This window comes from Paraburkholderia sp. RAU2J, from assembly GCF_003634845.1.
Classification (GTDB): Bacteria; Pseudomonadota; Gammaproteobacteria; order Burkholderiales; family Burkholderiaceae; genus Paraburkholderia; species Paraburkholderia fynbosensis.
Map to the genome: position 1 here is coordinate 3,021,827 of NZ_RBXG01000001.1, position 15,422 is coordinate 3,037,248.

The following is a 15,422-nucleotide window of genomic DNA, read 5'->3' on the forward strand; positions in this document are numbered from 1 at the left end:
ACGTTTCGCGACGTTTCTAGAGTCAGTTTTGAGTCCTCGGGTGCGCCTGCGTTCAAACGAATACTCAGGGTTTGCCGTCGCACCGGCTTGCTATATCGCCTTCGGCGGACGCAGGCATGCATGTTCCTTTGCGTTATCTATTACCTGCAGAGGTCCACATGTCACTTCTACTCGAGCAGCCATTCACAGCCTTTGTCGGGATCGACTGGGCCGACACGAAGCACGATATCTGCGTTCAGGCGGCAGGCGACCCCCGTCGTGAGTCGAGCTGCATTGCGCACCGGGTCGCGGCCATCGACGAATGGGCAAACGCGCTGCACCGGCGCTTCGGCGGACCAATTGCAGTGGCCCTCGAACTGGCCAAGGGGCCAATCGTCGCTGCGCTGCAGAAGTATGATTTCCTTGTGTTGTTTCCGATCAATCCGGCAACCCTGGCGAAGTATCGTGAGGCATTCCAGCCCAGTGGCGCCAAGAGTGATCCGAAAGATGCGGAACTCGCGCTTGATCTTCTGCTGCACCATCCAGAACGGTTCGGCCCCTTGAGGCCGCAGAGCGCCGCGATGCGGACACTGGTGAGTCTGGTGGAACGGCGTCGGCAGCTGGTTGGCGACCAGACCCGGCTGACCAACCGGCTGTGCGACACGCTCAAGCAGTATTACCCGCAGGCGCTGGAATGGTTCGATGACCGGGGCACGGTGCTGTTCTGCGACTTTCTCGACCGCTGGCCGACGCTGCGCTCGGTCAAGCAGGCCCGTACGGCGACTCTTGAGGCATTCTTCCGTGCGCACCACTGTCGCAGTGCGAGGCGGATCAGTGTCCGTATAGGATCGATCCGCGAGGCGGCGCCGCTGACTGAAGACCTGGCGATCATCGGTCCGTGCCGGCTGCACGTGCTGGCACTCGCTGCACAGCTACGCGCGGTGCTGGCTGCAATCATGCAGTTCGAGCACGAGATCGCCGCGGTAGCGCCCACGCTGCCAGACTATACGCTGTTCAAGAACCTGCCGGGTGCCGGCGCGCAGCTCGCCCCACGCCTGCTGGCCGCCTTTGGTGAGCAGCGGGCACGGTTCAGGAGTGCTGATGAACTGCAGAAGTACGTGGGTATTGCCCCGGTGACCGAGCGCAGCGGCAAACAGAGCTGGGTCCACTGGCGCCTGCAGTGTCCGAAATTCCTGCGCCAGACCTTCGTGGAATGGGCCGCCCAGACCATCCCCCGCTCATCGTGGGCTGGTGCCTACTACCGGCAGCAGCGTGCGAAGGGCAGCTCGCACCACGTCGCCGTGAGAGCCCTCGCGTTCAAGTGGATTCGCGTCCTGTATCGCTGCTGGCAGAACCGCACGCCGTACAACGAGACCGTTTACCTCAACGTGCTCAGAAAACGCGGTTCGCTCCTTGCCGGCAAGCTGAGCACTTAGGTCAAAACCGGGTCCTGCTCTTTTATCTGATTTGGGCAAGCCGCGCAGCGGCGCGTCAGGCCGAAGGCGAAGCTCGCGGGGAGACGGTGGTCAACGAGGGAACCGCCGTTAGGCGGCTGTCCACAGCCTCGTGCTGTGGGCAGCGTCGTTGTCCACGGGCGGGCGCGGGATAATCGTCATAGCGAGCGTAGATGTCGAACGAAAGCTTGACAGACCTGCTCAGGGCATGACTCTACCGACTTCCGTAGTTCGACGCCGCGGCACGATGGGAGATTGCCGGTAGCCGTTGGACTTCCGGGTTCGACCACAAAACGGCATTCACAATTTTAGAAACGCGCTTGGAGTGTGCGGAAACCGGTGCACGAATGCGTTCGGAATCGGAAGCGCGGTGTCTTGCTTCCCGCGCTACACGCTGTCGCGCTCCACATGCAGTGGCCCGACATCTTATGCGGCGCTCCTTAGCGAAGTGCAGCCGCCACCGCCTCGTCAATCTGCAGCGCAAAGCGCACTTCAACATCGGGCACCCTGTAGCCAATGGACAGTTCCAGATACGCGTCGCCTAGCACCAACTGAACGAATGTTGCTGCCCGCAATGCAGCAGTCGATTCGTCAAATCGCTTTCGCAGAATTTTTGCGGCGAAGGCGCGCACGACCTTGGCACCATTTTCGTAAAACACCTGGCCGAGTTCCGGAAGACGCTCGGCCTCAGCAACGATGGCCCGGTAAAGTCGCAGATAATCCGGCGCGATAAGAATTTGTGCCAACACCCATCCCAACTCGCGCAACTCGACTTCGGGTGAGCCACCGGATTGCTCGCCCTGAGCGCCGACAAGAAGTCCACCCACCTCAGCGCACATCGAGCTCACCAGGCCAACGAAGAGCGCCTCCTTCGACTTGAAGTGGCGGTAGACCGTCTGTTTGCCGACGCCAGCGGCCGCGGCGACATCGTCCATCGTTGCCAAACCGAACCCCTGGCGTAAAAAAACGGTTTTCGCGCCGTCGAGGATGGCGGACCGCTTACGGCGTTGTAGAGGGCTCAGGTCGGGGGGAGAGGACGTGTTCATGTCAGATAAATAACAGATCGCCGAGTAGTTGACAAGACTGGTCAGTCTCGTTTAGATTTGCCGGAACGAGACCGATAAGTCTCGTTCTTGTGCTTTATCAACTTCGCGGGCAATCATCGAGGAGAACGCTATGGAACTGTTCATTACAGGTGGTACGGGCTACATCGGGCAAGCGGTCGCGCGTAAGGCAATCAGCCTCGGCCATCAGGTGACGGCGCTGGTGCGCCAGGACAGGTCGGCGGCCGCCAGCGCGCTGGCACGTCTCGGTGTGAAACTGCATTCCGGCGACCTGCGTGAGCCACAGTCTTTCGCTGCGACTGCCGGTGCCGCTGATGGCGTGGTGCACACCGCGTCGACCAACGATGCTTCTGCCGCTGCTGCTGATGAGGCCGCGGTGGTAGCGATGCTTTCGCATCTGCATCCGGGCGCGGCGTTTGTCTATACGTCGGGCACCTGGGTCTACGGCAATACGAAGGGCGAGTCCGCGACCGAAGCATCGGCGCTGAACCCGACACCACTCGTCGCCTGGCGGCCTGCAGTGGAGCAACGCGTGCAGGCGCTGGCAGCACGCCGCTCGATTGCCGCGGTGATCCTCAGGCCGGCGATGGTGCACGGCTACGGCGGCGGCATCTTCGGCATGCTTGCGGGCATGGTCCATCAGACCGGCAGTGTGAGAGTCGTCGGCGATGGTCGCAACCACTGGCCTGCCGTTCACGTCGATGATCTCGCCACGGCTTACCTGAGCGCGGTGGAGCAGGCGGCAAGCGGGGACGGTCGAGTCACGGGACAGATCTTCAACGTGGTCGCGGAAGATGCCGTTGCCGTTGCCGAAATGGGTGAAGCGATGAGGGCCTCAGTCGGCGCCGATCGTGTCGAACCCTGGCCGCTCGACGATGCTCGCAAATCGCTTGGACCGTTCGCTGACGCACTGGCGCTCGACCAGACTGTAAGCGGCCAGCATGCCCGGCGAGTTCTTGCGTGGCAACCCCATGGCCCCGGCCTGATTGCAGACCTCTCTGTACAAAAGCACTTTCAGCAAATCAACGGAGCATGACCATGGCGTGGAACAGTGCATCTTTCGAATCGATTCTCGCGACGATCTTAGCGGTTCTGTTCGCGGTTGCTGGGGTGGTCAATCTCGCACGACGCGGTGCGGTGAAGCGCGACTTCGCACGCTGGGGTTACCCGGCATGGTTTCAGTTGCTCTGTGGCGCTCTCGAGCTGTTCAGTGCGGCACTTCTTCTTCGACAACAAACCAGAGTCTTAGGCCTAACGCTGGCCGGTGCGATCATGATCGGCGCGCTCTTCACGTTGGTACGAAATCGGGAGCCGTTCCGGCATCTCGCCCCGGCGCTGATCTTCTCGGCTCTCATTGTGGTTACTGTGGCGGTCCGCGGTTGAGGCTTCCTCGCCACCGGGCGAGTGAGCCCGGAACGCAGTATCTGTGTCCGGCGGGGCAACGCGCGATATACAGGTACACCTCGTTTGAGAGCGCCAATCTGCTGAAACTGCGGACCTACTGGAGCAGTGCCTGCCCACACTGTCCGCTCAGAAAGCGGTGCACGCCGGCGCCCTATCGGCGCATTCGTCGGTGGGAACACGAAGCGGTACTCGACAGAATGCAACGCAGACTGGATCGTCAGCTTGACGCGATGACAATACGGCGACGAACGGTCGAACACGTGTTTGGCACGCTGAAGCACTGGCTCAACCCACTTCCAGATGCGCAGGCTTGGGTACGTCTCGACTGAAATGAGCTTGCACGTGCTGGCGTACAACCTCAAACGCGTCATGAAGATCCTCGGATTTGCAAAGACAATGCGAGCGATGAAGCTGGCAGGCGCGTAATCTCACACCTGTCTATGCTCGCTGGCGCGGCGCAATCACTTCAGTCGTAGACAACAGGGAGCTGGGGAGGCGCGGCCTCACCAGTCGCTCGACAGACTGCCGGCTCACACGTTTTTACACGGCCTCGGCCACTTTGAGCCATTCGCATAACGATGTAGATCGTCGACAAAGCTTGTCTTCGCCACCAAAGGTCAGGTGATTGGCGAGCACGACCGGCGCATTGAGCGCAGTCACGACCCTGGCGAAACCATTTACGACTGGCGTCACTGCCTGGCAGTTCTGCAGCGCAAATCTGGAGCGCTTCGCAATGGCGCACCCTTCGCCGCGTTTCCAGCCAGTTCCGCAAGTTGCAGGTGTTTTTGAAGTGTCCCGGCGGGGACCGCGAGATGGTCGAGATTCTGGCGCTGGTCCTGCTGAACGACAAACAGATGGTGCTCGCAGCCGTCGAGCCGGCGTTCGAAGCCGGCGCCCCAAACAAGCAAACGGTGCCCGACAACGCCTGTATGACGTAAACTCGGCTTCCCTCGCCGAGCGCATCGGACAGATGTTGTCGGTCGCGCACCGGCCGGCCGTCGAGAGACAGTTGCGGCGTCGCTTCGAACGGCCGATGTTTATATCCAGAACGGCCGTTTAACCCCCCGCACTTACAGTGACGGGGCTCACCATGCTCGGCCTGTCTGAGCACGCGTTGCACGTCAGATTTGCGAACTCATGGGGAATTATTGGACTCAACGAGCATTCCCGTGCTGACGCCGGCCCTCTTAGTAACACGCCCCGGCAGCCTGAAGCTAAAAGTGACCGCCGGCGCTTGCACCGCCGTTACTCCGAATCGTCGTCTCCATTGGTCTTGAGGCCCGGAAGGCTATGGGTGCCTTCACGCTGAACGGCCACGAGCTTGTGTGGGTCGAGGCCGAGCGCCTTCAAAATGGTCGGCGCCACTTGCATGTTCGTCACAGGCGTATCGACCTCCTTCTTTTCCAGCTTCGGATTGGAGACCACCAACAGTGTGTTCGTATCGTCATCCGAGAGGCCGCCGTGCTCGGCGAGCTTTGCCGCGCTCCCGCTGTAAATCGTCCCATGTATCGGCTGGATGATGATGTCAGGAACACGGCCCTCCGCAGGATTGCCCCAGATCGACTTCAAGGTTGCGCCGTCATAGAGCGTCTGAATGCGGGTGGAATTGACACTCCCCTGGTCAGCGCTGAGGATCGATACTGCCTGATCCCTATCGCCGTGGTTCTTGAGCCATAAGAGCGACACGTCGTCGGCCGTTTCCTGGGCGACCGCTACGCCGCCATTGGTGAGCAGGGTGGCGGGGTCACTCACGTCGGCGGTCGCGTAAGCGTTTTTCGAACCGCTAAGCATGTGAAGCTTCGTGACGTCGACCGGCGACTGGCCATGCTTGGCGCCGACGATGAACAGTGTCGATTGAAGCAGATGGCCCGCGTTGAGTGCATCGTACATCTGACCCAGCGAGGCATCGACAAAGTCCAGCGATTGCTCCAACGGCACTGTCGGGGTCGCGGCTGCGTCACGATAGCCACCACGGGTCGTGGTGGTGCCTTCCATGGCCACCGTGACCTTCTGTCCGACGCTGACCGCCTGAAAGTTCATGCCGAAGATCGCCGGCACACCGACCTGCTTCGTCCCGGTCTGATCCAGTCCGTGGATCCAGTTCAGGACGACCTTGACCTTGAAGCCGTCGTACGTCCGGGTATAGGTCGGGTCGGCGGTCCAATCGGCGGTCGCAGGCGCGTTCGGATAGCCATTCGCTTGTAGGGAGGTCGAGTTGATCTCGGGGGCGTAGAGTTCGTCCAGTCCCAACCCCGACGGCCCGTTGAGGATCTCGTACGCCGGGTGCTTATCCGACCATGCGGTGCGCAGACCGGCCTGATGGATGATCTCGAAGATCGTGTTCGTATGGTGCTTCATGTATAGATGAGGCCAGACCTGCTCGCAGCCGTTGGCGGTCTTGCGCAACGCGAGGTTCGCAGGATTGATGTGAGGATTGCGTGGGTCGAACGTTGCGCCGGGTGGCGGCGATCCGCCGTCCAGCTTGGTGAGATCCCAATCGAGTGCTTCGAAGTTGCTTACTTCCGTGCCGGGCGTGCCGGTGCAATTACTGCCCGGGGGATACAGGGTAGCGTCATAGGTATCGTCATAGAATACGCCGTGGCTAAGAGGGCTGCCGCCGGTTGCAAAGGCCAGAAGCCCTGGAAACGAGTCCGAGGGTTTGGAGGTCGAAGCATGTGTGTACTCGACACCATGTTTGACGAGCTTTGCGAAGGTCGATCCCGGGTGTGTCCTGACGTAATTCACCAGATCGGCCTCATGCATCCCGTCCACACTGATTAGCAAGATATGCGTGTACTGCTGGTTGTGGTGATCGCCATCATGATCCTGCGCTGTCGCGCCCATGCTCGCGAACGCCAGCACGCTCGCGCTGAATATTGCACCAACTCCAACCCACTTCCTGCTCTTGTCCATTCTTCACCTCGTATGTTGATTGTGAACGACCCTGCCCTACAAGAGGTAAGGATTGAAATGAGAAAGTCCTGTGAAGGGTTGCTTTCGGTTGTCTTCCGACGGGGGCCAGAAGCCTCAAGGGGCGTGCACTTGAGAGAGTGTAAGAATTTGTATCAGCGGAATGCTTTTAAGAGACATGACGAAAGACAGCAGTATCTCCCGTCCAAACGGACTGACCGCTACCCGATATGTCCGTTGAAATGCGGAAGTGTGAGTTCGCTGATGCAGGAAGCCGCGGCCCGGCTGCTCGATGTCGCCACCGTCGGCAATCCGTCCCAATGCCGACGTAGGACCCAGTCCTCTCCAACGTCTGCAATGGCCGATTATGCCAAGTCGTTGATTATGGAAAGTAGCTGTGCTGGTCGGCGGCACGAACCGGTAATCACAGGGTGTGGCGGCAGGTGACGCCCCACGAACTCGACATAATCTCAGCGATGATCTGGAGTAACGGTTCCACCTGAGGGGACCGTTATGAAGCCAACCCGTTTGTACCCGGCCAAGTCCAACGCGCCGTCTTTTGCATCATTCCCACCGCACATTACTGCCGAATTGCATCGCTACGATGCATATCTGCGCGATGTACGGGGACTGGCAGCCGAGACCCGTAAGAACCGACTTCGTGTTGTCGGTTTGCTCTTGCGAGACAGATTCGAGCGGTGCGCTATCGACTTCAGAAAGGTGCGCCCCGACGATGTTCGCCAGTTTCTTTCGGCGCAGTTGAGAGCAGGCGGCTCGGCTTCTTATGCCTCCCATCTGGCAGCAACGTTACGTAGTTATCTGCGTTACCGGACCGTTTGCGGAGACCAACCCGGCAAGCTCTCCACCGTCATTCTGAATCCGGTCCACTGGAAGCTGGCATCCCTGCCACGTGCGCTCAAGCCAGAAGAAGTTATCCGCCTCCTGGGCGCCGTTGCAGGCGCTCGGCGCTGGCCGAAGCGTAGCTATGCGATGGTCCGGCTGGCACTGGACATGGGGTTGCGTTCTGGCGAGATCGCACATCTCATGATCCGCGACATCGACTGGCGCGAAGGCACTGTGACGTTGAGAGGCACGAAGTCGCTGCGCCAGGACGTCATGCCGTTGCCGATGGCATGCGGGCAGGCGCTGGCTGACTATCTGCAACACGAACGTCCAGCGACCAGCCACCCGGCCCTCTTTGTCCGGCGAGTAGCAGGGCGAGACCAGCCCGTTACCTCGACGGCGGTCCAGAAGGTGATCAAGCGGGCCTGCAGTCGTAGCGGTCTGCTGCACTCCACTGCCCACGCACTTCGGCATACCCTGGCCTGTCGCCTCGTCGAGAACGGCAGCTCGCTCAAGGAAGTGGCTGACCTGCTGCGTCACCGGTCGCTCAATACCACCCTGATCTACGCCAAGCTAGACACGCCGAAGCTGTCGGCAGTCGCTCTGCCGTGGCCGGGGAGTCAATCATGAGCGCGCGCATCAGCTTGCAGCAGCGGATCGACGACTACTTCGTCGAGAGGCGCTCCCTGGGATTTGAGTTGCGCTCGCGGGACACGCTCCTGGCCAGTTTCGCCCGTTACGCCGCCGATCGGCATCACCGTGGCCCACTTACGGCCGACCTCATGACGGATTGGGCCCGGCAGGATAAATGGCACCGTGACACGCCGGCGACCTGGGCGGCCCGGTTGGCGATAGTTCGCCACTTCGCCCGCTACCTGAAGCAGTTCGAACCGGATACCGAAATCCCGGAGGAAGCGGTGTTCGGTCCTGAGCGGGGACGTGTTGCCCCGCATATCTTCCATGAGGACGAAATCGTTGCGTTGCTGGCGGCGGCCTGCCGGCTCGATCCAAAGGGAAGTCTCCGGCCAGTTACCTACGAGACCTTGTTCGGCCTGATGGCCTCGACTGGCCTGCGGGTCTCCGAGGCCATTCATTTGCGCGATGCCGACGTCGACCTCAAGCGTGGGATGCTGACCATTCGACAGACCAAGGTCGCCAAGTCGCGACAACTGCCGATCCATCCGGGCACCGTTGCCGCGTTAAGGCGCTACCGACGGCAACGCATTCAGCAGATTGCCAATACCCCTGACATGTCGTTTCTGATCAGCAGTCGTGGTCGGCGACTGGGACAGCCCCTTGGAGAGCGACAGGCTCATCGTGTCTTCAACTCGCTACGTGATAGCCTTGGCTGGGTGAACCGCGGCGCTCATACGGCGCCACGGCTTCATGATCTGCGGCATACCTTCGCCGTGCGACGCATGATGCTCTGGCATGCCGAGGGTACCGACATCGATCAGATGATGCTGGCGCTGTCGACCTACATGGGTCATGCCGAGATCTTCTACACGTACTGGTATCTGACGGCTGTTCCGGAATTGATGGCCTTGGCCGGCGGCAAGTTTGAGCGTTTCGCCGATCTCGCCGGAGACGGCAATGTATAGGCAAACTAAGACAGCGCCTTCGTTTGCCGCGCTCGTGCAAGCCTGGTTCGCCGAATACCTGACCCAGCAGCGGGCACTCAGCGAGCAAACCATTGCAGCCTATCGCGATAGCTTCGTACTCTTCCTTGACTTCGTAGAGGCGAGCCTGGGCAAGCCGCCAGCCACGATGGCACTCGCCGATATGACGCCGGAACTGATCATGGCCTTCCTCGATCACCTTGAACGTCAAAGGCACAATTGTGTACGCACGCGCAATGCACGTCTGGCAGCGCTGCGGTCGTTCCTGAAGTTTGCCGCGCACCGCGATGTCGCGTCGTTACAAGCGATTGAGCGCGCCTTGGGCGTTCCGGTCAAGCGCTTCGATCGCCCGATATTTAGCTATCTGTCGCGCGAGGAGATGCTAACGGTGATCGGTACGCCCGGCGGTTCCTGGCTGAGCCAACGCGATCACCTTCTGTTCCTGCTGATGTACAACACCGGAGCGCGCGTCTCGGAGATTACCGGGGTGAAAGTTGCGGATGTGGTCCTTGATGACAGTTCTGCCTGCATTCATTTGCGCGGCAAAGGACGCAAGCAGCGCAGTGTGCCGCTTTGGCGCTCTACCGTGAAGGCGGCACGGGCATGGTTGCGGGTCAATCCGGAATTCCAGCCGACATCGCCACTGCTTCCGAATCGGAACGGTCACGCAATGACGAGAGCCAATGTTGCGTTGAGGCTGACGTTGGCTGCCAGGAACGCAGCCCGTTCCTCTCCCGGTCTGGCAGAGCGACACGTATCGCCCCATACCATCCGACACACCACGGCCATGCACCTACTACAGGCTGGCGTCGACATCAGCGTAATCGCGTTGTGGCTCGGACATGAGAGCCCCGTCACGACACACCATTACGTCGAAGCCGACCTGAACATGAAGGAACGTGCGCTTGCCAGGCTTCACGAACCAGGCAGCAAGGTCCCGCGCTATCGGGCACCTGACTCGCTGCTCAACTTCCTGAAGGCGCTGTGATTATGCAAAGGCCGGAATTCGTGCTTGCCGCTTTCCATCAGCTCTCGACGCGAGTTCCGACCTGCTACTTTCCATAATCAACGACTTGGCATAATCGGCCTTATGGAAAGCTTCGCATAAGGCCGACTACCCGCCGACCGACTCAGTAAGGCGAGTGGCGGTTGTACCTTAAAAATCGTCGTTGTAGTCAGAGAAGCTCGAACCGCGGCTCAGGGTTGATCGCGGTGCAAAAGGGCGTGACTTGACGGTACCGATGACGGTATCAACCTGCCAAGTCGTCTTGAGATGCGTGGCGTTGACGATTTTTTAAGGCGGGGGGCGTTGATTTTCCAATTGCGGCCCACTTAGAGCCCTTGAATGCCAGGATGGAATGCCGGTATCGCTGACGGTATCGGCGGGTGCAATGGGAGCCGAGCGAGGCTCTGCGGTGGGTTTGCGGCGGGTGGTTGTCAATTGAGTGGGAATGATCCGAACGGCGCTTATGTCGTCTCGGGCGAGCTGGTTGGCGATGCTCTTCCGTTAAAAGCACATCGGTTATTGACCGGTCAGCTACGTTGTGGTCCAGGCAGTGCCAAATGGGAAGGTCGGTATCGCTGACCGCGGTATCGGATTTTCTTCGTCGAACGGCCCGGGTCTATCTGCGAATAGACTCGGGCCGTTCGCATTCCAGGATACGGAATTCGCACGCCTCGCCCGAGCGGCGCTTCAGAAAACCGGGCAGCACAGCCCGGCATTCAGCCTTCAGGTCTATACGACCTCGAGGTCTCTCGACGGTGACCTGGGTGTTAACACGTAGTGGCGTTAAATCATAAAAATATGGCAGCCAAAACGTAAATCGCTTCGTCGGATTGCCGTATCTTCGCCGAACTGATCGATCTTCCGTCGCGCCTGCACGTGCCCGATGCGGAGTTGATACATCCGTCATTTACGGGGGAAGGGTGCGAAGGTTTGCGTTGCTCGACGCTCCGTTGACGACAGCACTTTATTAGCACTCCCTGAGTGTTTCCTTCCCCTCAATCCACGCCTGGAGACCATGCCATGAACTTTCTCGACGGTTCCCTCTACACCGAAAACCAGCAACCTCTGATCATCACCGCCGCGCCTTACGCGCCGTCGTGGGTGCCCTCCGACTTTCCCGAGGACATCCCCGTCACGATGGACCAGCAGATCCAGAAGGCGGTGGATTGCTACAACGCCGGCGCCACGGTGCTGCACCTGCACGTGCGCGAACTCGACGGCAAGGGCAGCAAACGCCTGTCGAAGTTCAACGAGTTGATCGCTGGTGTGCGCAATGCCGTGCCCGAGATGATCATCCAGGTGGGTGGCTCGATCAGCTTCGCACCCGAGAGCGAAGGCGCCGCAGCCAAATGGCTGAGCGACGACACGCGTCACATGCTGGCCGAACTCGACCCCAAGCCCGACCAGGTGACGGTGACGATCAATACCTCGCAGATGAACGTCGTCGAGCACTGGGAAGATGCCGACGTCAAGGGCACCTCCATGGCGGACCCCGAGGTCTACAACGCGTACAAGGAAATGACCGTGCCGGCGCAGCCGGGCTGGGCGGAGGAACATATCCGTCGCCTGAACGCGGCGGGCATTCAGAGCGCGTTCCAGTGCTACAACATCAACAGCTTCGAGTCGGTCGAGCGTCTGATCCGGCGCGGCATCTACAAGGGCCCGCTGGTGATGAACTGGGTGGCGATCGGCGGCGGCATGGATGCACCGAACATCTACAACCTGGCCAACTTCGTGCGCGCCACGCCGGATGGCGCGGTGCTGACGGTGGAGAGCTCGATGCGCAACGTGCTGCCGGTCAACATGATGGGCATTGCCATGGGCCTGCACGTGCGCTGCGGCATCGAGGACAACCTCTGGAACCAGTCGCGCACGAGGAAGATGAGCACGGTCGAGCAGATCGAGCAGCTGGTGCGCATCTCACGCGAGTTTGGCCGCAAGGTGGCCACCGCCCAGGAGGCGCGCGAGATCAGCAAGATCGGCGTGTTCTACGACACGGTGGAAGAGACCCTGCTTGCCAACGGTTTCGCGCCCAACCGCAACGGTGGCACGCAGGGCTTCCTGCGCAAGGTCGTTTGAACACTTGAGCCGGGCGGGCGTATTACACGCCCGCGAAAGGTCGCGGGTCGGGTTCGGCGGTCTCCTCGGACCGCGCAAGCCTCTGATGGCCGATCAGGCCGAGATGCGATAGCCAGAAGCTTTTCCCATCCCAAGTCGGATCGGACGAGTAGAGGACCCCGTCCGCGCAACGCGGACGGGTAAACGTCAGAGTATTCACCGGTCTGCGCCGCAGCCCAACAGGCATCGCGCACGCACGCTCAGGCACGCCACGCAGCGTCCGGTCATTTCGCCTGGCCACTACGCCAATCACGTGGCGTCATACCGAATTGCGAAGTGAACCAGTTCGTAAAAGAACCCTGCTGGGAGTAGCCGAGCAGTGCCGCGACCCGCCCGATCGGATAACGAGCATTGCTCATATAGCGTATCGCCAGTTCCCGCCGAACTTCCTCGACCAGCGTCGAAAAGCAGGTATCGGCCGATCCAAGTTGCCGCTGCATGGTGCGCACGCTCAAATTCAAATGCCGAGCCACCAGCTCGACCGTGGCCTGCTCGACGGGCAGCAGCAGATAGATCGCCTTGCGCACTTCCTGCTCGATCGAATCCGCGGCCGCCGCGTTCAGTGGCGTCGCGAGGCTCTCGGCATATCGAACCAGTTCCAGGTCGGCGGCCGGATTCGGGTAGTCGAGCTCGGCGGCCGCGCACACGAGCCCGTTGAAGTCGCTGCCGAATTCGAGCGGACAGCCGAAAAAGCGTCGATGAAACGTCAGATCAGCGGGCCCCCGGTGAGTGAAATGCACGGCGCGCGGCTTCCAGTAATTGCCGAGCAGCGCGCTGGAGTGGCGCGCGAGGATCCCGACCGCCAGTTCAATCGCCTGCCTGGTCGGCGTACCCGGAGTGACGGCCAGTTCCTCCCGGATGGTGACCGTTTCCCCCGCGTCTTCGATGTAGACCGCCAGCGCTTCGTTGAGCAGGTGCCGGAATTCGGCGGCGGCCCGCAGCACCTCCCGCAGCGTGCGTTTGTGCGCGAGCAACACATTGACTACGCCGGTGCCGAACTTCTGCCGGGTCTCGGCCATCTGCAGCGCGAACGTGGGGCACGAGGCTTTGTCGGCCGTGAGTTCGAGTAGCCGGCAGCACGCGGCGGCCGGGACGCGATCATCCGGATTCGCGAGTGCCGCGGGATCGATCCCCGCCTGCTGGACGAGTTCGACCGGATTCAGTCCGAGCCGCCGCGTCACATCGAAATAGCCGCTCATCGCTATCGAGCGCAACATCGTTTCCATCGCCTTGTCTCCGCAGATCCTATACGGGGGAGCGTCTCCCCTTCCGGGCGTGAGATGCCCGCGGCAACGAATACCGGTGTTTACGCGCAGTGGCATCGGCCGCTAAAAGGATGGCGCCTGATCATAAAAGTGTAATGCGCGATGGTCGTATTGTGCGAGCAGGACGTGAGTTTCGCTCCGGAAAGTTTTCAGGCGCTTCACGCGCGAACCCGGGGCGCGGGACTGCCACCGGCAAGATTGAACGAGGCGGAGTGACGACGTAGATGCCTGCCGGCGCGCCGCGAAGGGCGACGGGATATCCAGAATCGACCATCGTCTGCCGCGCAGCAGGACGGCAGCCAACCAGATAAACACGAGATAGATGCGAAGGAGACAAATGATGCTCATGCAGCACGTTGAGCCCACCACGGGAGAAGTTTCAGCAACACAAGCCGATGTACGCCCCTATGCCTGGGTGGTATTCGCCTTGACGGTCGGCCTGCTGCTTTCCGACTACATGTCACGTCAGGTGCTGAATGCGGTGTTCCCGCTGCTCAAGGCGGCCTGGGGCCTTTCCGACACGCAGTTGGGTTCGCTCAGCAGTGTGGTCGCCCTGATGGTCGGCTTGCTCACGTTCCCGCTGTCGGTGCTGGCTGACCGCTGGGGGCGCGTGAAAAGCATCGTCCTGATGGCGGCCATGTGGAGCCTCGCGACGCTGGGCTGCGCGATCGCGACGAGATACGGCGAAATGCTGCTCGCGCGTGCCTTCGTCGGCATCGGCGAAGCCGCTTACGGCAGCGTCGGCATCGCGGTTGTCCTGAGCATCTTTCCGGTGCGGCTGCGCGCCACGCTCACCGGCACCTTCATGGCGGGCGGCGCGTTCGGCTCGGTGCTGGGTATGGCGCTGGGCGGCGCGGTCGCCGCTCAGATGGGCTGGCGCCCCGCATTCGGCGCGATGGCGGCCGTGGGTATCGTGCTGGTCGTCATCTACTGGCTCGTCGTCACCGAAAAGCGTCTTGCGCCGCTTCAGGTGGCGAGCATGGGTAATCAGGGTCTCGGCGTGCGGATGAGCTTTCGCGCGCTGATGAAGGGGCTCTTTTCGACGAAGTCGGTCGTATGCGCTTACGTCGGCAGCGGCGTGCATCTGCTGGTTCCTGCCGCGCTGTGGGCGTGGATGCCGAGCTTCCTGAACCGCTACTACGGCATGGAGACCGGCAAGGCTGCCATGGGCGCCGCAGTGTTCGTGCTGGTGACGGGCCTTGGCATGGTGGTGTGCGGCAATCTGGCCGACCGGCTCGGCAAGCATTCTCGGGAAAGGAAGTGGGGCACCGCGATCGCAATCTGCCTCGCGAGCTTCACGCTGCTCGCGATCGGTATTCACCTGCCGGCGGGCCCGCTGCAACTCATACTGATCGGTGCCGGCATGTTCTGCAGCGCAGGCGCGAGCGGTCCCTCGGGCGCCATGGTGGCCAACCTCACGCCGCCGTCGATTCATTCGTCCGCGTTTGCCACGCTGACGCTGGCGAACAATCTGCTGGGCCTCGCGCCCGCCGCGATTCTGACGGGCATCGTCGCCGACCGGATCGGGCTGCTCGGCGCGTTGCAACTGGTGCCGTTTGCGTCGCTGATCGCCGCGGTCGCGTTTTTTATCGGCAAGCGCAATTACGCCGTCGATCTGGACCGGCTGGACGCACTGCGCGACCGGGCCGGCCGCTAAGCGGTTGCGCGCCGCTTTTCAATGATAGGGGTCCGGCCGACGGGGTTTGCCGTCGGCGGCTAATTGACCCGCCCTACATGCCGATCTGGAAGAACCGCGGCAA

Annotated in this window: 11 protein-coding genes and 3 pseudogenes; 10 read left to right on the forward strand and 4 right to left on the reverse strand. The window is 61.1% G+C overall.

From position 1 onward, the window contains the following. The first annotated feature begins 158 nt into the window (after positions 1–158). Positions 159–1,415, forward strand: a complete 1,257-nt coding sequence (locus B0G69_RS13855; protein WP_121317740.1) for an IS110 family transposase — start codon at positions 159–161, stop codon at positions 1,413–1,415. A gap of 458 nt (positions 1,416–1,873) precedes the next feature. Here B0G69_RS13855 and B0G69_RS13860 read toward each other — a convergent pair whose 3' ends face one another. Beyond that, positions 1,874–2,479 carry a TetR/AcrR family transcriptional regulator gene (locus B0G69_RS13860; protein WP_121317742.1) on the reverse strand — a complete coding sequence of 202 codons (606 nt, stop codon included), beginning with the start codon at positions 2,477–2,479 and terminating at the stop codon, positions 1,874–1,876. Between the two features lie 130 nt (positions 2,480–2,609). Between B0G69_RS13860 and B0G69_RS13865 the strand changes: the two genes are divergently transcribed. The 4 genes and pseudogenes from B0G69_RS13865 to B0G69_RS13880 all read left to right on the forward strand — a co-directional run. Next, positions 2,610–3,533 (forward strand): NAD-dependent epimerase/dehydratase family protein, encoded by a 924-nt coding sequence (locus tag B0G69_RS13865; RefSeq protein ID WP_121317744.1) that lies wholly within the window; start codon positions 2,610–2,612, stop codon positions 3,531–3,533. 2 nt (positions 3,534–3,535) lie between these two features. Next, entirely contained in the window at positions 3,536–3,880 is a 345-nt protein-coding gene (locus tag B0G69_RS13870; RefSeq protein ID WP_241991326.1) for a DoxX family protein, read from the forward strand. 38 nt (positions 3,881–3,918) lie between these two features. Next, positions 3,919–4,327: pseudogene (locus B0G69_RS13875) on the forward strand (transposase); the annotation flags it as partial. Between the two features lie 168 nt (positions 4,328–4,495). Then, a pseudogene (locus tag B0G69_RS13880) lies at positions 4,496–4,806 on the forward strand (IS21 family transposase); the annotation flags it as partial. An 8-nt stretch (positions 4,807–4,814) separates the two neighbouring features. Here B0G69_RS13880 and B0G69_RS41820 read toward each other — a convergent pair. Further along, a pseudogene (locus tag B0G69_RS41820) lies at positions 4,815–4,910 on the reverse strand (MoaD/ThiS family protein); the annotation flags it as partial. A gap of 236 nt (positions 4,911–5,146) precedes the next feature. Then, positions 5,147–6,814 carry an alkaline phosphatase family protein gene (locus B0G69_RS13890; protein ID WP_121317748.1) on the reverse strand — a complete coding sequence of 556 codons (1,668 nt, stop codon included), beginning with the start codon at positions 6,812–6,814 and terminating at the stop codon, positions 5,147–5,149. 510 nt (positions 6,815–7,324) lie between these two features. On the opposite strand from B0G69_RS13890, the gene B0G69_RS13895 reads away from it, so the two are divergent. The 4 genes from B0G69_RS13895 to B0G69_RS13910 all read left to right on the forward strand — a co-directional run bounded on the left by B0G69_RS13895 (position 7,325) and on the right by B0G69_RS13910 (position 12,358). Further along, complete coding sequence (locus B0G69_RS13895) at positions 7,325–8,284, forward strand: tyrosine-type recombinase/integrase (RefSeq protein WP_121317750.1); 960 nt, start codon at positions 7,325–7,327, stop codon at positions 8,282–8,284. Next, entirely contained in the window at positions 8,281–9,255 is a 975-nt protein-coding gene (locus tag B0G69_RS13900) for a tyrosine-type recombinase/integrase (protein WP_121317752.1), read from the forward strand. The genes B0G69_RS13895 and B0G69_RS13900 overlap by 4 nt, the downstream gene beginning before the upstream one ends. Next, entirely contained in the window at positions 9,248–10,261 is a 1,014-nt protein-coding gene (locus B0G69_RS13905; RefSeq protein ID WP_121317754.1) for a tyrosine-type recombinase/integrase, read from the forward strand. The genes B0G69_RS13900 and B0G69_RS13905 overlap by 8 nt, the downstream gene beginning before the upstream one ends. Positions 10,262–11,299: 1,038 nt before the next feature. Next, positions 11,300–12,358 (forward strand): 3-keto-5-aminohexanoate cleavage protein, encoded by a 1,059-nt coding sequence (locus B0G69_RS13910; protein ID WP_121317756.1) that lies wholly within the window; start codon positions 11,300–11,302, stop codon positions 12,356–12,358. A 263-nt stretch (positions 12,359–12,621) separates the two neighbouring features. Here B0G69_RS13910 and B0G69_RS13915 read toward each other — a convergent pair whose 3' ends face one another. Next, positions 12,622–13,623 carry an AraC family transcriptional regulator gene (locus B0G69_RS13915; protein WP_121317758.1) on the reverse strand — a complete coding sequence of 334 codons (1,002 nt, stop codon included), beginning with the start codon at positions 13,621–13,623 and terminating at the stop codon, positions 12,622–12,624. A gap of 379 nt (positions 13,624–14,002) precedes the next feature. Here B0G69_RS13915 and B0G69_RS13920 point away from each other — a divergent pair, with 379 nt between their 5' ends. After that, positions 14,003–15,319 carry an MFS transporter gene (locus B0G69_RS13920; RefSeq protein WP_121319390.1) on the forward strand — a complete coding sequence of 439 codons (1,317 nt, stop codon included), beginning with the start codon at positions 14,003–14,005 and terminating at the stop codon, positions 15,317–15,319. The last annotated feature ends 103 nt before the right edge of the window (positions 15,320–15,422 follow it).